The organism is Paraburkholderia sp. DHOC27, from assembly GCF_003429005.1.
Taxonomy (GTDB): domain Bacteria; phylum Pseudomonadota; class Gammaproteobacteria; order Burkholderiales; family Burkholderiaceae; genus Paraburkholderia.
In genome coordinates this window covers 981,202-1,000,934 of record NZ_QVQV01000001.1, presented here as the reverse complement: position 1 = coordinate 1,000,934, position 19,733 = coordinate 981,202, and the positions used below count along the sequence as shown (strand labels likewise).

General features: G+C 60.0%; 19 protein-coding genes and 1 pseudogene. 8 read left to right on the top strand and 12 right to left on the bottom strand.

The window, feature by feature from the left end:
• Window positions 1-4: 4 nt before the first annotated feature.
• Both D0B32_RS04360 and D0B32_RS04355 read left to right on the top strand, forming a co-directional pair.
• Complete coding sequence (locus D0B32_RS04360) at window positions 5-1,291, top strand: amidohydrolase family protein (RefSeq protein WP_117332424.1); 1,287 nt, start codon at window positions 5-7, stop codon at window positions 1,289-1,291.
• Between the two features lie 56 nt (window positions 1,292-1,347).
• Complete coding sequence (locus tag D0B32_RS04355) at window positions 1,348-2,118, top strand: alpha/beta hydrolase (protein WP_181969706.1); 771 nt, start codon at window positions 1,348-1,350, stop codon at window positions 2,116-2,118.
• A gap of 7 nt (window positions 2,119-2,125) precedes the next feature.
• Here the strand turns inward: D0B32_RS04355 and D0B32_RS04350 are convergent, their stop codons facing one another.
• Entirely contained in the window at window positions 2,126-3,004 is an 879-nt protein-coding gene (locus D0B32_RS04350; protein WP_117332422.1) for an alpha/beta fold hydrolase, read from the bottom strand.
• A gap of 117 nt (window positions 3,005-3,121) precedes the next feature.
• Here D0B32_RS04350 and D0B32_RS04345 point away from each other — a divergent pair, with 117 nt between their 5' ends.
• Window positions 3,122-4,024: a LysR family transcriptional regulator gene (locus D0B32_RS04345; RefSeq protein WP_117332421.1), complete on the top strand. Its 903-nt coding sequence runs from the start codon at window positions 3,122-3,124 to the stop codon at window positions 4,022-4,024.
• 52 nt (window positions 4,025-4,076) lie between these two features.
• Here the strand turns inward: D0B32_RS04345 and D0B32_RS04340 are convergent, their stop codons facing one another.
• Complete coding sequence (locus tag D0B32_RS04340; protein ID WP_117332420.1) at window positions 4,077-5,675, bottom strand: FAD-dependent monooxygenase; 1,599 nt, start codon at window positions 5,673-5,675, stop codon at window positions 4,077-4,079.
• 193 nt (window positions 5,676-5,868) lie between these two features.
• Between D0B32_RS04340 and D0B32_RS04335 the strand changes: the two genes are divergently transcribed.
• The 4 genes from D0B32_RS04335 (at window position 5,869) to arsH (ending at window position 8,630) form a co-directional block, all read left to right on the top strand.
• Entirely contained in the window at window positions 5,869-6,201 is a 333-nt protein-coding gene (locus tag D0B32_RS04335) for a helix-turn-helix transcriptional regulator (protein ID WP_117332419.1), read from the top strand.
• Window positions 6,202-6,361: 160 nt separating this feature from the next.
• Window positions 6,362-7,447, top strand: a complete 1,086-nt coding sequence (gene arsB / locus D0B32_RS04325) for an ACR3 family arsenite efflux transporter (protein WP_117332418.1) — start codon at window positions 6,362-6,364, stop codon at window positions 7,445-7,447.
• Window positions 7,444-7,866 carry an arsenate reductase (glutaredoxin) gene (arsC, locus tag D0B32_RS04320; protein WP_117332417.1) on the top strand — a complete coding sequence of 141 codons (423 nt, stop codon included), beginning with the start codon at window positions 7,444-7,446 and terminating at the stop codon, window positions 7,864-7,866. The genes arsB and arsC overlap by 4 nt, the downstream gene beginning before the upstream one ends.
• A complete protein-coding gene (gene arsH / locus D0B32_RS04315) occupies window positions 7,866-8,630 on the top strand; it encodes an arsenical resistance protein ArsH (RefSeq protein WP_117332416.1) in 765 nt (254 codons plus the stop codon). Before arsC ends, arsH begins: the two co-directional genes overlap by 1 nt.
• Before the next feature lie 139 nt (window positions 8,631-8,769).
• On the opposite strand, the gene D0B32_RS04310 is transcribed toward arsH, so the two are convergent.
• From D0B32_RS04310 to hisD, 4 genes are all read right to left on the bottom strand, one after another.
• Window positions 8,770-9,528, bottom strand: coding sequence for an SDR family NAD(P)-dependent oxidoreductase (locus D0B32_RS04310; RefSeq protein WP_117332415.1), 759 nt, complete (start codon window positions 9,526-9,528; stop codon window positions 8,770-8,772).
• Between the two features lie 78 nt (window positions 9,529-9,606).
• On the bottom strand, window positions 9,607-10,950 hold the full coding sequence (locus D0B32_RS04305) for an MFS transporter (protein WP_259294871.1): 1,344 nt from the start codon (window positions 10,948-10,950) through the stop codon (window positions 9,607-9,609).
• 71 nt (window positions 10,951-11,021) lie between these two features.
• Window positions 11,022-11,393: a tautomerase family protein gene (locus D0B32_RS04300; RefSeq protein WP_117332414.1), complete on the bottom strand. Its 372-nt coding sequence runs from the start codon at window positions 11,391-11,393 to the stop codon at window positions 11,022-11,024.
• A 254-nt stretch (window positions 11,394-11,647) separates the two neighbouring features.
• Window positions 11,648-12,961, bottom strand: a complete 1,314-nt coding sequence (hisD, locus tag D0B32_RS04295; RefSeq protein WP_117332413.1) for a histidinol dehydrogenase — start codon at window positions 12,959-12,961, stop codon at window positions 11,648-11,650.
• Between the two features lie 188 nt (window positions 12,962-13,149).
• Here hisD and D0B32_RS04290 point away from each other — a divergent pair, with 188 nt between their 5' ends.
• Window positions 13,150-14,196, top strand: coding sequence for a LacI family DNA-binding transcriptional regulator (locus D0B32_RS04290; protein ID WP_117332412.1), 1,047 nt, complete (start codon window positions 13,150-13,152; stop codon window positions 14,194-14,196).
• A gap of 93 nt (window positions 14,197-14,289) precedes the next feature.
• Here the strand turns inward: D0B32_RS04290 and D0B32_RS04285 are convergent, their stop codons facing one another.
• From D0B32_RS04285 to D0B32_RS04265, 6 genes and pseudogenes are all read right to left on the bottom strand, one after another.
• Entirely contained in the window at window positions 14,290-15,276 is a 987-nt protein-coding gene (locus D0B32_RS04285) for a sugar-binding transcriptional regulator (RefSeq protein ID WP_117332411.1), read from the bottom strand.
• Between the two features lie 78 nt (window positions 15,277-15,354).
• On the bottom strand, window positions 15,355-15,846 hold the full coding sequence (gene rpiB, locus D0B32_RS04280; RefSeq protein ID WP_117332410.1) for a ribose 5-phosphate isomerase B: 492 nt from the start codon (window positions 15,844-15,846) through the stop codon (window positions 15,355-15,357).
• A 277-nt stretch (window positions 15,847-16,123) separates the two neighbouring features.
• Window positions 16,124-17,134, bottom strand: coding sequence for an ABC transporter permease (locus D0B32_RS04275; RefSeq protein ID WP_117332409.1), 1,011 nt, complete (start codon window positions 17,132-17,134; stop codon window positions 16,124-16,126).
• A gap of 7 nt (window positions 17,135-17,141) precedes the next feature.
• Window positions 17,142-18,014 (bottom strand): ATP-binding cassette domain-containing protein, encoded by an 873-nt coding sequence (locus D0B32_RS32865; protein ID WP_259294870.1) that lies wholly within the window; start codon window positions 18,012-18,014, stop codon window positions 17,142-17,144.
• 159 nt (window positions 18,015-18,173) lie between these two features.
• Window positions 18,174-18,620 (bottom strand): annotated as a pseudogene (locus tag D0B32_RS33170) (ATP-binding cassette domain-containing protein); the annotation flags it as partial.
• Window positions 18,621-18,660: 40 nt separating this feature from the next.
• Window positions 18,661-19,731 carry an ABC transporter substrate-binding protein gene (locus tag D0B32_RS04265; RefSeq protein WP_117332407.1) on the bottom strand — a complete coding sequence of 357 codons (1,071 nt, stop codon included), beginning with the start codon at window positions 19,729-19,731 and terminating at the stop codon, window positions 18,661-18,663.
• Window positions 19,732-19,733 lie beyond the last annotated feature (2 nt).

The following is a 19,733-nucleotide window of genomic DNA, read 5'->3' as shown; positions in this document are numbered from 1 at the left end:
CAGCATGAACGCTTACCTGTTTCGCAATGTCAACGTCTGGGACGGGATTCAGGATGCCCCGTTCGAGGGTGAAGTGCTCGTCGAAGACAATCGCATCGCCGCAGTGGTCGCGGGTCAACGAAAGATCGATCCGGGGCGGGCCGCTCATGTCGTCGATGGCGGTGGCCGGTTCCTGATGCCGGGCATGATCGACGGGCACTGTCATTTGAGTTTCATTGGGCCCGCACGCAATCAGGATCTTGGTGAGATTCCGCCCGAGGAACACCTGCTCGGCACCTGCAGAAACGCAACGTTCCTGCTCGAACACGGCTTCACCTCCTGCTTCTCCGCCGCTTCTGCGAAGATGCGGCTCGACGTGGTCGTGCGTCAGGAAATCGCCGACGGCTATCTTGCAGGCCCGCGCTATCGCGCGGCGGGACCGGAAATCACCGTGACGGGTGGGCTGGGTGACGAGCGCAAGCAACACATGCATGCCGAGAGCTTCGGCCTCGTTGCGGATGGCGAAGACGAGATTCGCAGGGCCGTGCGGCTTTGCTGCCGGGAAGGCGTCGACAACGTCAAGTTTTGCGTGTCGGGCGACGAGTTCGTCAGTCATGCGCGCGCCGAAGTGGTCTCGATGACAGAGGCCGAGCTGCGCGCCGGTGTCGAGGTGGCGCACGATTGGGGCAAGCGCGTGGCCTGCCACAGTCGCGCGGCCGAATCGGTCAAACGGGCCGTGCGTGCGGGTGTGGATTGCATTTACCACTGCGATTTCGCGGACGAGGAAGCGCTCGATATGCTGGAGAGCGTAAAAGACCGCGTATTCGTCGGACCCGCAGTGGGTCTTTTGCACAATGCGCTATACGAGGGCGACCGTGTTGGGCTAACTCGGGAAGTCGCGCAGAAGATGCAATTGCCGCGCAAGATGGAGCACACGATTGCAACGTACAAGGAAATGCGGCGCCGCGGTATCCGCGTGGTGATCGGCGGTGACTATGGCTTCACGTTGACGCCGATGGGGCAGAACGCGCGCGATATCGGGCACTTTGTGAATCTGTTTGGCTACACGCCCGCAGAAGCCTTGCGATGCGCAACCGCGGTGGGCGGTGAGCTGATGGGCTACAAAGGTGAACTCGGCGTTTTGAGGCAAGGCGCATTGGCCGACATGCTGCTAGTGGATGGAAATCCTTTGATTGATCCATCTGTGCTCGTCGGACCCGGGCATCTGTCGATGATCATGAAAGACGGGGTCGTCCATGCATCGTCACGCCGTTCTGCGAGCGCGCCGGTGTTCGCCGAGCTTGACCAGTGATGCCCGAGACCGCGCTCGATCCGCTGAAAATCCGGGCGCATGTCGCCGACTTCGATGTGTTTCTCGAAGCCTATCGCGTCGCCAGCGAGAACACCCGGCAAACGCAGCGCTCCATGCTGGACGTTTCCTATGGCATGACAAAAGACGAGTGCATGGATCTGTTCTTCCCGCAGTGTCCGGGCCCTCATCCTCTGCATATGTTCGTGCATGGCGGATACTGGCGTGCGTTTTCGCGCAAGGACTACTCGTTCGTTGCCGATAGCATTCTGGATGCAGGGGCCGTCGCGGCAATCGTCGACTACGCGCATCTCCCGGTCGCCCGTATGGGCACACTGGTGGAGCAGGTGCGCAAGGCCGCTCACTGGCTCGTCACGCACGCCGAGAGCCTCGGAGGAAAACCTGACTGCGTGAGCGCGAGCGGACACTCGGCGGGTGCACACCTGGCCAGTTATCTCGTCGCTCGCGGCCCGCTCGATGCTGTCACGCGGCTCGTTCCCGTGCAGTCTCTGCTGCTTGTTTCCGGCATATACGATCTGCGCTGTGTAGCGGAGAGTTTTCTTCAGCCGGAGCTTCAGCTAACGTGCGATGAAATCTCGAACTGGTCGCCGCTCAATGCCGACTTTCCCACGGACAATCCCCCTCTTCTGGTTGTAGGCGAGCGCGAGACTGCTCCGTTTCACACGCAGGCGCGCCAAATGAATCCCACGCGGTACGTGTCCATCAGTGATGAAAACCACATGTCGATTGTCATGGCGTTGGGAACACCCGGCACACGCATGGCCGGGCTTCTGCGAGATTGCGTGCGTGGGTGTCGAGCGAACAGCTGATCCACACTTACTCGCTAAGAAAAGGCAGCACGCGCTCGAGCAGCCGCTCCGGCGCTTCTTCCGGAATGTAGTGGCCGCACGGCAGGGCCTCGCCCTGCACGTCCGGGGCGTACTCCCGCCACGCGACGAGCGGCTCGAAGCATTGTTCGATCACACCCTGCGCGCCCCACAACGCCATGAACGGGCAGCGAATCCGCTGCCCGGATGCGAGCGTCGCGCGATCGTGCTCGAGGTCGATCGTCACGCTCGCCCGATAGTCCTCGCAGATGCCATGCGCCGTATCCGGACTGGAAAGGCAGCGCAGGTATTCCGCGTAGGCCGCCGGCGTGAACGGTGCGAGACCGGCGCTGCGCGCGCCAATGGTCTGCTTCAGATAGAGATCGGGGTCCGCGCGGATCAACGTCTCGGGAAATGGCGCGGGTCGCACCAGCATGAACCAGTGCCAATAGGCACGCGCGAAATCGAACGAGGTCTGTTCATACATTGTGAGCGTGGGCGCGACATCGAGCGTGACGAGGCGCATCACCGCTTGCGGATGATCGAGCGCCATGCGCGCCGCGACCCGCCCACCGCGATCGTGACCGATCACCACGAAGGTCTCGTGGCCGAGACCGCGCATCAGTTCGATCTGATCGAGCGCCACGCGCCGCTTCGAGTAGTTGGCATGATCTGCGTCGCCGGGCGGCTTGCCGCTGTCGCCATAACCGCGCAAGTCCGCCGTCACCACTGTGAAACGCTCCGCCAGCGCCGGCGCAACTTTGTGCCAGATCGCATGCGTTTGCGGATGCCCGTGTAAAAGCAAAAGCGCGGGACCGCGTCCGCCCTGAATTGCATGAATGCGCACGCCATCGACGGTTGCCGACGCGTCCGTGAAGCCTTCGAACATGGTTGCCTCCTTACCGTAATCCGAGTCTAATTCATGACTCACACGATTGGGTTTCCTGAAAAGCATTCCGGCAGTAACTAAAAGGAACGAATTGATCAGGCAAGACGGAGCTTCAAGATGAAGGGCTTTTCGGATCTGAATCTGTTCGCGCTCGTGGCGCGGCACCAGAATCTGGCAGCGGCCGCGCGCGAGTTGGGCGTGACCCCACCCGCGGTCAGCAAACGGCTGGCGCAACTGGAACGGCGTCTCGGCGTGCGGCTGATGAATCGCACGACGCGGCGTCTGAGCCTCACGCCCGAAGGCGAGCTTTATCTGTCGAACGGCTCACGCCTGCTGGACGAGTTGTCGGAACTCGAGCATCTCGTCACGCAGAGCCGGGGCGAGCCTACCGGCCTGCTGCGCGTGAACGCTTCGTTCGGCTTCGGGCGGGCCCGCATCGCGCCGGCGGTGTCGGAATTCGTCGCGCGCTATCCCGCGATAAAGATTCTGCTGCATCTGACGGACCGTCCGATGAGTCTTCAGGACGAAGGTTTCGATCTCGGCATTCGCTTTGGCGAAGTGCCGGACGCGCGCATCAACGCGCGGCTCCTGCTCGAAAACCGGCGCATGGTGTGCGCCTCCCCCGGCTATGTGGCGCGGCATGGCCAACCCACCGTGCCGCACGATCTGACACGGCACGCCTGCATCGTATTGCGCGAGAACGAATCGGCCTATGGCACATGGCATTTTTCGCGCGGCAAACGCGCGGAAACCATCAAGGTAGACGGAACCTTGTCCAGCAACGACGGCGGCGCCGTCCTGCATTGGGCGCTCGAAGGGCGCGGGATTGTCGTGCGTTCGCAGTGGCAAGTGGAACGGCATCTGGCGCGCGGCGAACTCATCACGCTGCTGGACGACTGGGCGTTACCGGATGCCAACATCCACGCGGTCTATCTGGAGCGCAATCAGCTCTCGGTCAAGCTCAGGACCTTCGTTGACTTTCTCGGCGAGTTTCTGCGCCGACCGCAGGACATTGCGTGACACGCGGGCACAATCCAGTTTCTCCAGCCCGGCCATTCGCCTGCGCCCTCTGTCACACCGGTTTACAGCCTGCGCGTTCTGACCAGCTTTTCATGTCGTCAATCGAGCAACGGCCACTGCGCCATCCTATGTGACCATCGGGCCTCGCGATCCATACAGCACCACCCGCCGGACGATACGCGGCTGCAAATTCACCCGCCGCATCAGTCAGTGTCGTCATGAGTTCTGAGTCTGGCGTGTCGCAGCCCGGCGCCCTCACGAGCACTGCCGATCCAGCGTCACCGGACCACGCGGCGAAAGCTCGACAGAGTTCACTGAAGGCGCCAGATTGCGGCTCCGTCGCATCGGCGTAACCCATGAGCGTATACCGGCCATGACCGATAAACTCGTGCAGCCGCCTCGCATGTCCGACAAACCGTTGCGATAGACCACCGGCATCCGGAAGCCGGTCGCCTGGTGCGGGTGACGCCGGGTCTGCGTCGGGCCAGTCATCGGTGACGATCGGGCTTCCGCGATACGTAACGAGCAGTTGCGTTTCGCGCATGGCCGGATTGCTGGCCTGCTGCGCAAGAACAGCATTGAGTGCCGCGCTCGTCGCTTTGACGACATCCACGCCGACGGGATGTCGTTCCGCAGAATAGCTATCGAGCAATGCGGGCTCCGCGAGACCTTTCGCGACATGGGCGAGCTTCCATGCAAGATTGTGGACATCCTGCAGGCCCGTGTTCATGCCCTGGCCACCAACGGGAGGATGAATGTGCGCGGCGTCGCCCGCAATAAATACCCGGCCGCGCCCATAAGCCGATGCGATGCGATGGCTCACCCGATAGACCGACGACCATCGCAGTGACGACAGTTGCACGCCTTCTGGCAGGGACGGCAACAGCAGATCGCACATCGTGTCGAAGTCGGGTGCGCCAATGGCCGCGAGCGCGGACGCCCGGTCTTCGGGCACGATCATCGAGAGCCGGTAGCGCCGCGTCGAGCCGTGAATGGGCACCGCAACCGCGCTTGTCTTCGCGTGCCCCGAACCGGTTTTTTCGAACCGGTACATGGGCCCGCGCGGTAATGGCCAGTCCACGTTCACGTCGGCAAGCGCGAAGGTTTGCGGATACTGCTCCCCTTCGAACGACAAACCGAGTGCGGAGCGCACCTTGCTGTGGGCCCCATCGCACCCCACCAGCCACTTGCACCGCACGACGTGTGCTTCGCCGTGGGCGTCGGTCAGGTACGCCTTGACGGAGTCCGTATCGTCCTTGAACCGCTCCAGCACAAGGCCGTACTTCACCCGACCGCCGTGTTCGGCGAATGCGGCCTCGAGCAGTCGCTCCGTCTCGTACTGCGGCAGCGAGAGGGATCCGTAAGGCAGGCCGTGCTCAGGCACACGCATGCTGCGCCCCGGCACCATCGTGCCGTCGACCCACGTCTCGACGCCGGTCAGCCATACCCCAGCCTCGATCGCGCGATCCACGATATCGAGATCGTCGAAAATCTCGAGCGTCCGCGACGTAATGCCCAGTGCCTTGCAAAAAAATCCCCTCGCGGGCATCTTGTCGATCACGCTTACGACGACACCCGCACGCTGCAATTCGGCGCCGAGCAGCAGGCCGACCGGTCCTGCACCGATGACCAGCACATCCACGTCTTCCATGCCTTGCTCCCGACGGGTCCGTTGCACAGCGTTTGAAGATGCAGAAAAGCGTAGTCCGGCACTGTGCGTGTTCGTACAAAGGAGCGCGAAAAGGCGGCCACTGAGTTGTACGCTGGGCATGGGACAAGTGGTATTCAACTCGTCATTTCAATAAATCTTGAAATATAGAAATGAATGCTTTATCGTTCCGGGCATGGACTCAAACATCGTTGTACGCGCGCTAAGCGCGCTCGCCCACGAATCGCGCCTTGCGATCTTTCGCATGCTGGTCGTTGCGGGCCCGGAGGGCATGGCTGCAGGTGAAATCGCGCAGCAGGTGGGGCTATCCCCCTCAAGCCTGTCGTTCCACCTGAAGGACCTGTCACACGCTGATCTGGTGAAGCCGCAACAGCAGGGGCGTTTCATCATTTACACAGCAAATTTCGATGCCATGACGGGCCTGATCGGGTTCCTGACGGAGAACTGCTGCGCAGGTGCGACCTGTGCCGCGAGCGCTCTCCCCGATTGCTGCGGAGACGCACCATGAAGCGTACTCACATTCATGTTGGTCGAGAACCTGGGCGACAGCATTCGGGTTTGCCGTGCATGTCTGGCGACGCAGAGCCCGCGGTCTAGAGGGGTGATTACTGCAAATGCGATTCAGCGCGAAATGCGCGCGATCGCTGAGAAGCCCGCAGAGGAATCAAATGAGCAGCACTAATACAGCGATCCGCGACGCACGGCCGGCGATCGGATTTTTTGAGCGTTACCTGACGATGTGGGTTGCGCTCTGCATCGTGGGCGGCATCGTGGTTGGACAGGTGTTTCCTCAGCTCTTTCAGGCAATCGGTCGCATGGAAGTGGCGCAGGTGAATCTTCCGGTCGGCGTGCTGATCTGGGTGATGATCATCCCGATGCTGGTCAAGATAGATTTTTCCGCGATGACCCAGGTTAAGAGCCAATGGCGTGGCATTGGCGTCACGCTATTCGTGAACTGGTTCGTCAAACCATTCTCGATGGCATTTCTAGGCTGGATTTTCATCCGCCATGTGTTCACGCCGTGGCTTCCCGCCGACCAGCTCGACAGCTACATCGCCGGCCTGATCCTGCTGGCCGCAGCCCCCTGCACGGCGATGGTGTTTGTGTGGTCGCAACTCTGCAAGGGCGATCCGTACTTTACGTTATCGCAAGTAGCGCTCAACGACTCGATCATGATCGTTGCGTTCGCACCCCTCGTTGCGCTGCTGCTCGGCCTGTCGGCCATCACCGTGCCGTGGGACACGTTGATCATTTCGGTTGTGCTGTACATCGTCATCCCGGTCATCTTCGCTCAGTTGTTGCGCCGACATTTGCTGACCAGAGGCAAAACGTATTTTCGGCAAGCGGTCGCTCATCTCGGTCCGTATTCGATTAGCGCTTTGCTCGCGACACTGGTGCTGCTATTTGCGTTTCAGGGACAGGCGATCGTCAAGGAACCACTGGTTATCGCCATGCTCGCGGTGCCGATCCTGATACAGGTGTTTTTCAATTCGGGCCTCGCGTACCTCCTGAATCGACGGCTCGGCGTTGCGCACTGTGTTGCCGGCCCGTCGAGTCTGATCGGCGCCAGCAATTTCTTTGAACTGGCGGTCGCCACGGCAATCAGTCTGTTCGGTTTCCATTCCGGTGCAGCCTTGGCGACGGTGGTAGGCGTGCTGATCGAAGTGCCGGTCATGCTGTTCGTCGTCGGCGTTGTCAACCGTTCCCAGCACTGGTACGAAGCGAATCACGGCATTAAGGGACCACCGCTATGAGCGTCACGATTTATCACAACCCCGATTGCGGCACGTCGCGCAACACGCTGGCCATGATCCGCAATGCAGGGATCGAGCCAGAAATCATCGAGTATCTGAAGAACGCGCCCGATCGCGCTACGTTGAAGAGTCTGATCGCACGCGCGGGCCTCACGGTCCGCGCAACACTGCGCGAGAAGGGCACGCCATATGCCGAACTCGGCCTCGCGGATACCTCGTTAAGCGATGATCAGTTGCTCGCCGCAATGATGGAGCATCCGATCCTCATTAACCGCCCCTTTGTCGTCACGCCGCTTGGTGTGCGCCTTTGCAGGCCCTCTGAACTGGTGCTTGATATTCTGCCTGCTGGGCAGAAAGGCGCATTCACGAGAGAAGATGGCGAGCAGGTAGTTGATAGCGAAGGAAAGAGGCTTCTCTAATGATGCAAGACATTCCGAACGTCAGCGCCCCGCACCTTGACACACCTGATTTGCAGAAACTGGACCCACGCGCGGTTTCGCAACACGCGCCGAGAATCCTGTTGCTGTTCGGATCGTTGCGCCCGACCTCATACAGCCGGCTGCTTACGCTTGAAGCCGAACGCATTCTGCGCCATTTCGGCGCGGAAACCCGGGTCTTCGACCCGCACGGCTTACCGCTTGTGGACAGCGTGTCGGCTGATCATCCGAAGGTGGTCGAGCTGCGCAAGCTCTCGGAGTGGTCGGAAGGACAGGTGTGGTGCAGCCCGGAACGTCACGGAACCCTGACAGCGGTATTCAAGAACCAGATCGACTGGCTACCGCTTGAAAGCGGGGGCGTTCGTCCAACGCAAGGTCGTACGCTTGCGGTGATGCAGGTGTGCGGCGGTTCGCAATCGTTCAACGCTGTGAACGCACTGCGCATTCTCGGTCGATGGATGCGTATGGTGACCATCCCGAATCAGTCGTCAGTGGCCAAGGCCTGGCAGGAGTTCGATGCAAATGGCCGGATGAAACCATCCGCGTATTACGATCGGGTCGTTGACGTGATGGAAGAGTTGTACAAGTTCACGATCTTGGTGCGCGACCGGTCCGACTACCTGACCGATCGCTACAGCGAACGGAAGGAAGCGCACCCGGAGCTTGCAACGGCACTGGCAGCGGCAGCCATGAATCAGGAAACAGTGATCGCCACTGCCGACACTGACGATAACGAAACCGAGTGAAGGATACGACGGCCGCGGTGCGATGCGACACGGGCGCTCGCAGTTACGCGGCTCGTCTCGTGGGGCTCGATATATACGTCTCATCGCTCGAAAAAAAGTTTGGCAGGCACCAAGCCAATTTCGAATGAGCGAAGCGACCTTACTGCGCCGTCCATCCTCCGTCGATACGCAGGCTCGTACCGGTAATCATTGCGGCCGCGGGAGATGCGAGGTACAGCACCGCCGCAGCGACCTGGTGACTCGACAGCAGACGGCCCATCGGAATTCGGTCGAAAACCCAGCGCTTGAACTGCTCGTCCTCGAAGAACGGCTGCGTCATCGGCGTATCGACAAACGTTGGAGCCACCGTGTTCACGCGTATTCTGGGCGCAAGCTCAACAGCCGCAGCTTTCGTCAGCCCTTCCATGGCGTGCTTCGTCATGCAGTACACCGACCGGTCAGGTGCACCCACGTGACCCATCTGGGACGAAATATTGACGATCGAGCGGTCGCCGGCGTCCTCGCATTCGAGCATCTTGCGAACAGCCGCACGGGTTGCCAGGAACGTCGCCCTGACATTCAAACCGATGACAAAATCCAGATCCGAAGTTTTGACATCCGCGAGTCGCGAAGGGATGTTCGTGCCAGCATTGTTGACGAGGATGTCTAGCGTCGGGAGTTCAGAAAATGTCCGCTCTATCTGGTCATCTTTCAAGAGATCGCATACAACCGAAGTGCAAGCGCCACCGTTTCCATGAATGCTCGCGGCGACTTTCTCCAGTTCCCCCGCATCCTTGCTGAGCAGATAGACATGCGCGCCCGATTCGGCGAGCAAGGAAGCGATGTCCGCGCCAAGCCCACGACCTGCGCCAGTCACAACAGCCGTCTTTCCATCAAGACTAAACAGTCCCTTCGACATACATTCCTCTCTGGTTCAGATTCGATTGATTGCTTCGTTAGCTGCGCCCACACCCGGTCCCCGTCGACCGAGCGTGGCTCAACCCTCATGCGTTCCAGCAGCCGGAACCAACGTTGCCGGCGAAGGTGCCTTGCGATCATTGGCGACCCTCGCGAACAGCGCACATACCAACGTGATGCCGGCCGCGATCATTGCAAAGATGGCCACGGGCGTGTAGTCGCCGTACTTCGCGAGCAACGCCGTCGCGATGAGCGGCGTCGGCGCACCTGCAATCAATGCGCCCAACTGGAACCCAATCGTCACCCCGCTATAACGTACCTCGGGGCTGAACATTTCGGCGAACCAGGCGGCCATTGGCGAGAACACGGCTGCGTGAGCAATCGTGAGCACCATGATTTCCGCAAACAGGATCATCGTCGGGTTCCTGGTTCCGATCATGTAGAAGAACGGGAACGGTGCCATCACCGCCATCAGTGCGCCAAAGACCACGATCTGCTTTCGACCGAACCTGTCAGATAACGCGCCGAAAAGTGGCATCGTCAGCAGTTCGAGCGCAGCGGCAATCAGAATGGCGACGAGAACGGTTTCGCGCGGCAAGCCAAGATGGCTTGTCATGTACATCAGACAAAAAGTCGTAAATATGTAGTACAAAATATTGTCCGCAAACCGCAGCCCGGCAGACATCAGGATCGCCCTCGGGAAGCGGCGCACCGCCTCGACAATAGGTAGTTTGACGATTGCATTGGTATCGAGCACCTTCCTGAAAGCGGGCGGTTCTTCGATGCGGAGCCGGATCACAAGACCGATCGCGACAAGGACAGCACTGAACAGAAACGGAATGCGCCAACCCCACGCGAGAAACTCTGCTTCAGGCAGGCGAGTTGCGAGTTCCATTCCGCCCACTGCCATACACAACCCTGCGGGCAGCCCCATCTGGGGAAAGCTGCCATAGAGGCCACGACGGTTCGGCTTTGCGTGCTCGACCGCAATCAGCGCGGCCCCGCCCCACTCTCCGCCCACGGCCAATCCTTGCACGATGCGCAGCAGGATCAGAAGGACCGGCGCAGCGAGTCCAATGCTGTTGTAAGACGGCACAAGACCAATGAGCGTGGTTGAAAGTCCCATTGCGAGCAGCGTCGTGACCAGCACCAACTTGCGCCCGACGCGGTCGCCAAGATGGCCTGCAACAATGCCGCCGAATGGCCGGGCGATGAAGCCAACCGCGAACGTTCCGAATGCCAGCAGCGTCCCGGTCAATGGATCTCCACCGGGGAAATACAGCTTGCCGAAAACGAGTGCCGACGTGATCCCGTAAAGAAAGAAGTCAAACCACTCAATGGCACTGCCAATGAAACTGGCAGTCGCAATCGTCAGCATCTTCGGTAACGAATGCCCTTCTGAAGTCGAGCGCCTGGTATCCAAACCTGTCTCCTAATGCATAGGTATGCAAAGTTTTGTGAACTTGGCTACTACCCGTGTCGGGGCAACGTCTATTACGCGTACGGTGGATCGGGTAGCTGCTTGCCGCCGCGGATAATGAACTTGGGAACGTATTCAAGCAGGCCAGTCTCAATGCGATCTTCTGAAATGCCCGCGAACTCGCTGAAAATGGCGCTCACCTTTTTGACGAGCGTGAGCTTTGCCTCGTCGGATCGACCGGCGCGGATGTTACACATGATGAGCGTGTCGCCGCCCGGCTCTCCGCCCACGTAGCTGCTTTCAGACGCCAGGTCATTAAAGATGACGCTGATGATTTCGATTGGGGATTTGATTGTCTCGTTGACGGCAAGGGTGATCGCCTTCGCGATCTTCCGCTTGACCTCGACATCCAGTCCAGCGCGCGTGTTGCAAACGATGATGGGCATTTCCGGGAACTCCTGGAAAGAAAAATCAGGTTACGGGTTGTGTCTGGGCAAAACACGCACGCAACCCGCTAAAACCGTATGGATGTCGGTCACGATACTCTGAGCGACTTCGTTGGATGTGTTGCACCGCGCTACGCGTTATTCACACTGCCCGTCAATGTCGACGTCCTTCCACAGGGTGTTGATCTGGCGAGACCGGTGCAAGACGGCCCTTGCCATACCGGTCCGTGCCATGAGCCTTGCCTTGTTGGTAATCAGGCGGGGACGGCAGTACCGTACGGCACCTCGCGATTGCCGAAGCGACGCACGCGGATGTTGGCCTGCTCGCCGTGCGCGATCATGCCTTCGATAGCGCAAAGCCGAGAGCAGTACGAACCAATCAAGGCGCTCGCTTCATCCGTCAACACCTTCTGATACGTGCAGGTCTTGATGAACTTGCCAACCCACAGCCCCCCCGTGTAACGCGCGGCCTTGCCGGTCGGCAGCGTGTGATTGGTGCCGATCACCTTGTCGCCGAAGGCAACGTTGGTGCGCGCGCCAAGGAAGAGCGCGCCGTAGTTCTTCATGTTCTTCAGGAAGTAGTCCGGGTCGCGCGTCATCACCTGGACGTGCTCGGATGCGATGCGATCGGCTTCCGAGACCATCTCCTCGAGCGTGTCCACTACGATCACTTCACCATAGTCGCGCCACGAAACGCCCGCCGTGTTCGCCGTGGGCAGGATTTTCAGCAGACGTTCGACTTCAGCGATGGTGTCCTTGGCCAACTGCAGCGAGTTGGTGAGCAGAACAGCCGGTGTATTGAAGCCATGCTCTGCCTGACCCAGAAGATCCGTCGCGCAGATTTCAGCATCCACGCTGTCGTCGGCGATGATCAGCGTTTCCGAGGGTCCTGCGATGAGGTCGATGCCGATGCGTCCGAACAGCTGACGCTTCGCTTCTGCGACGAACGCGTTGCCCGGTCCAACCACCATGGCAACCGGGTCGATCGTCTGCGTGCCGAGCGCCATCGCTGCGATGGCCTGTACACCACCGAACGTGTAGATCTCGTCGGCACCGCCGAAATGCATGGCGGCGACCACAGCCGGATTGGGCTTGCCACCCACCGGCGGTGATGCCGTGATGATGCGGGGGACACCCGCGACCTTGGCGGTTACGACGCCCATGTGCGCCGATGCCACCAGCGGAAACTTGCCGCCCGGCACATAGCACGCCACGCTGTCCACGGGCATGTTCTTGTGGCCGAGGACGACGCCCGGCAGCGTTTCCACCTCGATATCGCGAAGCGACTCGCGTTGTGCCCGCGCAAAGTTGCGCACCTGAGCCTGCGCAAACTTGATGTCTTCGAGCTGTCCCTGAGACAGCGTGCGAACGCAGCCTGCAATCTCGTCTTCCGACAATCGGAAGCTTTCAGGCGACCAGTTGTCGAATTTCGCGGAGAGCTCGGCGACTGCCGCGTCACCACGCGACGCGACGTCGGCGAGGATGCCCGTGACCACTTCGCGAACCTTCGCGGCGTCTTGCGAGGAATCTTCGGCGCTACGTCCGTGCTTCAAGAATTGGATTGCCATTTGCATGTCCTTTTTGCTGGGAAGTGATCAGGAGCAGCGTGCGGTCCGAAGTGGTTTGGCCTGCTGCGTTGATGCAAATGTAGCGCAATTTTTTGTGCAAATTTTGCGCAAATGCTCGATACTTACCCTCACACCCTTCGTGGCTTGGACTATACGAGCCGGGTTCCCCGTTCCTTCTATGCAAATTTATGCAAACTAGTGCGCGTTCGAATGGTCGGTCAAAGGCGACCAAGGTTCGGCTTGAAGATGTCGCCGAGCGCCTTGGCATCTCGGTGTCGACTGTGTCCCGTTCCCTCGCGGGACACCCCGCCATCAGTAGCGAAACCCGTAGTGCCGTGCAGGCGGTCGCGGCCGAAATGGGCTACAGGATTCCGTCCCAGGGTCGCTCCACGCGCAAGTCGGCAACGAAGCTGATCGGCGTGGTCGTCGGTGCGTTGCACAACCGGTTTATGACCCTGCTGCTGACGCATCTACACGACGCATTGCAGGAGTTTGATTACCAGATCACGTTGATGATCGACTCGATGAACGAGTCTGGAAATCTGCTCGCGTTTCGGCCTTTGATCGACGGTTATCTCGACGGCATGATCTTCGCGACCGCGACACTGGATTCACCGGTCGTGGCGGAGATGCAAAGACGAGGCATTCCCCTCGTACTCGTCGTCCGGTCTGTCGATAACGTGAGAGTCGACACGGTAGAGATCGACAACGTCCACGCCGGTGCGCTCGCAGCCGAGCATCTCTACCAACTCGGGCATCGTCGCATCGGGCTTGTAATGGGTCCGCAGAATACGTCGACAAGCAGGGATCGCGTCAAAGGAGCCATGCAGTGGCTGGAAGGAGCTGGCATACCGTCAACTTCAGTACCGCTGATTTCTTGTGATTACACCAGTGAAGCCGGGTATTCCAGCGCTATTGCGATGCTCGGCGACGAGAACCGCGTGACGGGCATCGTCGCAGGCAATGACACGATCGCGCTCGGTGTGCTTGAAGCAGCAAAACGGCAGGGCATTGCGGTGCCGGAGCGGCTTTCGATTATCGGCTTTGACGACATGCCGCTGGCAGGCTCGCCACTGGTCGGCCTGACATCCATCCGGCAGCCTGTTGAAGCGATGGCGCGAACGGCCGCACGCCGGCTCGTGGAGCGCATCAGAGCGGGGGGAATGGGACCTCCGGTCCACGACGTCATGCCCATTCAACTGGTACGCCGCGATACCACGGGCGTGTGCCCGTAAGTGACGTTGGCCATCGGCTGGCCGACTCGCCCGGACGGTGCTATTCGTCGCGCTTGTTAAAGTTGCCCGCGTCTCGAGAACCGCGTCAGGCTCTCAGGGGCCGATCACCGTGGTAGCGCCGTCACCTTGCCGGGCCCGAGTCGCCTCGTCCAGACTCAACACTGACTGCGCGATCGCTTCAGTCGTGGCGAGCGTGTTGATGGCGCCGGTACGCAGCGCGCCGAGCGTCGCAGTGGTCTTCGTGATTTCGCTCGCCACCGCCACGACGTTGGGAATGCGCACCAGATCTTCGAACGAGAGCCCGATCACCCTGTCGGCGAACGGTGTGTCCGCAGGCTTTCCGTCAATGTCGATAAAGTCGTAGCCCATCATGTCGCCAATGGCGCCAAGTTGCCTTGCCGCCGCGATTTCGGCGGGCGTGAACCATCCCATGCGCACCATGTTGCTGTCTTCGTTGATATCGCCGATGCCAATCAACGCAATTTGCGCACGCCTCGCGTGATCGAGCGTGTGCCTGACCGTGTCGTTCTGCAACAGCGCGGCGCGCAATTGCGGATCCACCATCAGCGCTGGGGCATAAAGGGTTTCGCTTTCGCCGCCGAACCGGGACGCGAGGCGCCGGCAGATATGATCGGCATTCATCGCCTCGCCCCCGCGATACGCCCCGCCAATAGCACAAACGAATCGGCACGACCGCTGCATTGAAGAGACTGCGTGCTCGGAAATTGCGCTGATATTGCGGCCCATCCCGACGGCGACGATCATGCCGTCCGTCAATACGCGGTCCAGGTGGCTCGCCACCAGTCCAGCCAGCAACTCGCGCTGTTTGTCCTGATCTTTGTGGTTGATCGAGACGATGGCACGCTGCAGACCGAAACGCGCAATCAGTTCGTGTTCGAGTTCGCTGGTATCGCGCGGATGATGGCGCACACGGATTTCGACGATGCCTTCTTCCTGCGCGCGCTTGAGCAGGCGTCCCACTTTGGCGCGCGAGATCGAAAAGGTCCTCGATATGTCTTCCTGCGTGAGCCCGTCGACGTAGTACAGCGTAGCGAGGCGAGTGAGTTCGTCGGTTTCCATCAGGCAGTCCTTTTCGTTGAATACTTGCCCACCGTCGCACCAGATCTTCGCGGGCGCCCCACCCCCCAGCTTTGGACGTCAGCGCGGAAGGTGGCTTTTGGCAAGATCTTCCGCATCATTCTTCGCCTGTAGATCGGTTTCGTATTTTTCAATCCGCCGAACCTTGGGCTCTGACCGGCCGCCGTCGAATTCCGCGGCAAGAAAGGTGTCAACGATGGACTTGGCCAGCTCCGGACCCACTACACGCGCGCCGATCGTAATGATCTGGGCATCGTTACTCCGGCTGGCCCGTTCGGCAGAATACGTATCGTGACACTGCGCAGCACGAATGCCTGGCACCTTGTTCGCTGAGATCGCCATACCAATGCCCGTGCCGCATAAGAGTATGGCCCGCCGATATTCTCCCGCAACCACGCGTTCGGCCACAGTGAAAGCGATCTCTGGATAGATAACCGGCTGCGCATTATAGGTTCCGAAGTCCGTGACGTCGACACCCCGCTCGCGCAGATGCTCGAGGAGCATCTCCTTCATTTCGTAAGCGGCTTCGTCGCTACCAATCGCAATTTTCATTGACTAACTCCAGTGCAATTTTGCTCACTAATGATCATATGTACAAAACGAATAGCCGAAAACCTTTCCGTCTTCCCTCTTAAATGTGCACTTTATTATGCACAATAGAGTATTTTTCACGTACATTAGTCAGCATTTCCGTATATTCTTACGTTGAAGCGCAATACAATGGCCACGATGCATAGATAAAATGATCGAATGTAAACAAATGATATCGCGAATTTGGAGCCACTGAGGCGAACGAGTGCCTGGCGCTCCTGCGTGAGTCCGTCGCCGCCTATTTGATAATGCCGATCTTCTTTCGGTCGATCGTCACGAACACAGCGGCGATCAGGACCACGCCCTTGACGATGTTCTGCAGATAAGGGTCCACCCCGCCCATGTTCATGCCGTTCGAGAGAATCGTGATGATCAGCACGCCGAGGATGGTGCCCTGCACGCTGCCGATCCCACCCGTAAGCGGCGTGCCGCCCACCACCACGGCAGCGATCACATCGAGTTCGAGTCCTTCGCCGAGTTGCGAAGTCGCTGCCATCGCACGCGCGCTCTGCAGCAGACCGGCAATTCCACACAACAGACCCAGCAATGAGAACATCAGAAGCTTGACGCGATCGACACGGATGCCCGTCAGGCGCGCAACGCGCTCGCCGCCGCCGGTCGCCTTGAGTTCGCGGGCAAACACCGTGAAGCGCAGCGCAGTCCAGCCGAGCACCACCACCACCACTGCGATCCATACCGAGTCAGGCACGCCGGCAAAACGGCCCGAGTAGAAGTCGAGAAAGCTTTCGCTTTCGATCGAAACCGGCGCACCGCGCGTGAAATAGAGCACGATGCCGCGGTAGACGACCATCGTGCCGAGCGTGACGATGAACGACGGCACCATGCCCTTGGCCACCACCACGCCGTTGATGAAGCCGCATAACAGTCCAACCAGTGCAGCCGGGACGATAGCGAATACGCCCAGAGCGTTCGACGTCATCGCCGCGGTCAGCGCCGAAACTGCGACGATCGAGCCGACCGACAAGTCGATCGATCCGGCGATCACGACAAACGTCATGCCGAGCGCGGCGACAGCCAGCACCACCGCCTGTTGCAGCACGATCAGACCGTTGCCGGTGGTCAGGAAACGTGGCGAACTGAGCGAGAACGCGACACACAGCACGATCAGCAGGAGTACTGGAAAGATTCGCCGCATCGTTTCGGGACGCCGTGACAACAGCGTATCGCGCGCGGAACTGGACGGCTTTTTACGCCGGTTGGCTAGAGTGGCAAACGACAGGCGGGTCATGGTCGTCTCAGGTCATGAAGCGGATGACGGCGGACTCATCTGGCTTCTCGTCCGCCGCGAAGATATGTTCGATACTGCCGCTGCGCATCACGGCGAGCCGGTCCGACAGACCAATCAGTTCGGGCAGATCGTCGCTGACGAGCAAGACCGCCACGCCTTCGTCGGCCAGCCCACGGATCGCCCGGTAAATTTCGATGCGCGCGCCGATGTCCACCCCGCGCGTCGGGTTGTTAAGCAGCAACAAACGCGGTTTCACGTGCAGGCACTTGGCGAGCACCACCTTTTGCAGATTGCCGCCACTCAAGGTCCTGCACGCGACGTCGGGGTTGGCGGCCTTGATCATCAAGCGCGCCGAGAGCTCCGTCGCGCTTTGGTGCGCTTTGGATCTCTCGAAGAAGGCGAGGCGCTGCGGCGGCTGCGCCATGACCAGGTTGTCCAGCACGCTGAAATCGGTGATCAGCCCTTCCCCCGTGCGATCACCCGGTACGTAGGCAACGCCGGCGCGCCATGCCGCGTCTGGAGCTTTCGGCGCATAAGCGTCGCCGCCCAACGCAAGAGTGCCGTGCCGCGGGGCCAGCAAACCCATTGCAAGCTCCAGCAACGCTTCACCGCCGCTCCCCTTGAGTCCGGCAATGCCGACAATTTCACCGCCGCGCACGTCGATGCGCACGTGCTCCAGCCGGCCCGGGACGGTGACGTCCGCGGCAGTAAATACCGGGTTAGCCGGTGCTCGTGCCGCTTTGGGCGGAAACACATGACCCGAGATATCACGACCCACCATGCGTGCATGGATCTCGGCCGGTGAGATGTCGGCCACGCTCGCATCGCCGGCGTTGCCGCCGTCCTTGAGGATCGTTAGGCGGTCGGCAACGTCGGTCACTTCGCTCAGATGATGTGACACGAACGCCACGGAGAGTCCTCGCTCTTTCAACGCGTGAATCGCTTTCAGCAGGGCGTCGACTTCCCTATGACCGAGAAAAGCGGTCGCTTCGTCGAGAAACAGGATGCGCGGTGCACGCGAAAGCGCGCGGGCAATCTCAATGCATTTCCACTCCCCGAGATCGAGCCGGTCGAGTTGCGACGAAACCGATATGCCGGCGTCGAAACTCTCGAGTACTTCCTGCGCCGCACGTTCGAGCGTCTTGCGCCGCAGGAAGCCATGCCGCGAGAAATCGCCGAGCCGGTCGATGAAGACGTTTTCCGCGACCGTCAACGACGGGTTGATGGTGATTTCCTGATGCACGAGCGCAACCCCGTGGCCCTCAGCTTCGCGCGTGTCGAGCGGTGCGTAACGTTGGTTGGCCAACTGCATGCTGCCGTCGTCGGGCTGCTCGGCGCCTGCAAGGATTTTCAGCAGTGTCGATTTGCCAGCACCATTTTCGCCAACCAATGCATGCACTTCACCCGCTTGCAGTTCGATCGATACGTTTCGGAGCGCAACCGTATTGCCGAACCGCTTGTTGATATGCCTGGCTGAAAGTGTCATCGAGATTTACCGTCAAGCTCGCCGGCGCGTTATCAGAGGGTTAGGTGCTGTACTTCATTTCAAACGACGCCGCCGGCGCATTGGGCGTGTAGAACCGTGAGTGTTTGCGGAAATCGTAGGCCGGCACGCCGTTTGGAAAATCCTTTTCGAACTGCGGCACCTGGTTGCGCGTAAGCGGCAAAAGGCGAAGCTTGATCGTGTCGTCCTGTTTGCTCACCGGCTTGCCCTTGATCTGATCGAACAACATGACCAGCGCAAAGCCTCCCTGCAACCAGTGTCCGCCTATGTCGAACAGCAATTCGCCGCTCTTTACGGCTTCGACGTTCTCCGGATTCAGGTCCATTGCAACGACGTAGACGTCCTTGCCTGGCTGCTTGCCCGCATTCTTCAGCGCAGCCATCACGCCGGTTGCCGTACCGCCGTTGGCAGCCCAAACGCCCTTGATATCCGGATGGCCCTGGTAGAGCGATTCGAACGCAGTCTGCGAGGTGTCACGCACGAAGTTGCCGTCGACCTCACCCGCCACGGTCACTTCCGGATGCTCCTTCAAGGCGCGCCCCAGGCCCTTGCGCCGGTCTATCGCCACTGACGTGCCGGAGGTGCCGTTCACCACGCCGATGACCTTCTTGCCGTTCGCGCCAGGCGGCACCGCCGCGAAAAGCTTGAGCGCCATCTGGTAGCCCGCCTCTTCGTCGCTCGGCCCGATGAATGCAATGTAGTTCGGAAAGCGCGCCGTCTGCGGACTGAAGTCGGGATAGGAATCCGTCAGGATCACGGGGATGTCCGCATTCTTGGCCAGCGTGAGTCCCGGCGCTGCCGTCGCCCAGTACGGTGTGAAAATGATGCCGTCTACCTTCTGCGCGGCAAGGTCCTCAAGACTACTAAGCATCTTGTCCGGCTTGTTGTCTGCATTCAACACGGTCAGGTCGACACCCAACTGGCTCGCACCTTGCTTCATGAAGCTGACATAGTTGTTCCAGAACTGCGCATCGAGTGTCGGCACGACCACACCGATCCTGACGTTGGGCTGTGCCGCACGCACATTGAAGGCGAGCGAGAGCAGCGGAAGACTCATCAGATATTTGATCGACTGACGTTTGCTGGCTTGCATAG

Excerpts from the sequence above, each read along its gene's own strand:
- D0B32_RS04360 (WP_117332424.1), top strand. The coding sequence starts at position 5 with ATGAACGCTTACCTGTTTCGCAATGTCAACGTCTGGGACGGGATTCAG.
- D0B32_RS04350 (WP_117332422.1), bottom strand. The coding sequence starts at position 3,004 with ATGTTCGAAGGCTTCACGGACGCGTCGGCAACCGTCGATGGCGTGCGC.
- D0B32_RS04345 (WP_117332421.1), top strand. The coding sequence starts at position 3,122 with ATGAAGGGCTTTTCGGATCTGAATCTGTTCGCGCTCGTGGCGCGGCAC.
- D0B32_RS04340 (WP_117332420.1), bottom strand. The coding sequence starts at position 5,675 with ATGGAAGACGTGGATGTGCTGGTCATCGGTGCAGGACCGGTCGGCCTG.
- D0B32_RS04335 (WP_117332419.1), top strand. The coding sequence starts at position 5,869 with ATGGACTCAAACATCGTTGTACGCGCGCTAAGCGCGCTCGCCCACGAA.
- arsB (WP_117332418.1), top strand. The coding sequence starts at position 6,362 with ATGAGCAGCACTAATACAGCGATCCGCGACGCACGGCCGGCGATCGGA.
- arsC (WP_117332417.1), top strand. The coding sequence starts at position 7,444 with ATGAGCGTCACGATTTATCACAACCCCGATTGCGGCACGTCGCGCAAC.
- arsH (WP_117332416.1), top strand. The coding sequence starts at position 7,866 with ATGATGCAAGACATTCCGAACGTCAGCGCCCCGCACCTTGACACACCT.
- D0B32_RS04310 (WP_117332415.1), bottom strand. The coding sequence starts at position 9,528 with ATGTCGAAGGGACTGTTTAGTCTTGATGGAAAGACGGCTGTTGTGACT.
- D0B32_RS04300 (WP_117332414.1), bottom strand. The coding sequence starts at position 11,393 with ATGCCCATCATCGTTTGCAACACGCGCGCTGGACTGGATGTCGAGGTC.
- hisD (WP_117332413.1), bottom strand. The coding sequence starts at position 12,961 with ATGGCAATCCAATTCTTGAAGCACGGACGTAGCGCCGAAGATTCCTCG.
- D0B32_RS04290 (WP_117332412.1), top strand. The coding sequence starts at position 13,150 with ATGCAAACTAGTGCGCGTTCGAATGGTCGGTCAAAGGCGACCAAGGTT.
- D0B32_RS04285 (WP_117332411.1), bottom strand. The coding sequence starts at position 15,276 with ATGGAAACCGACGAACTCACTCGCCTCGCTACGCTGTACTACGTCGAC.
- rpiB (WP_117332410.1), bottom strand. The coding sequence starts at position 15,846 with ATGAAAATTGCGATTGGTAGCGACGAAGCCGCTTACGAAATGAAGGAG.
- D0B32_RS04275 (WP_117332409.1), bottom strand. The coding sequence starts at position 17,134 with ATGACCCGCCTGTCGTTTGCCACTCTAGCCAACCGGCGTAAAAAGCCG.
- D0B32_RS04265 (WP_117332407.1), bottom strand. The coding sequence starts at position 19,731 with ATGCAAGCCAGCAAACGTCAGTCGATCAAATATCTGATGAGTCTTCCG.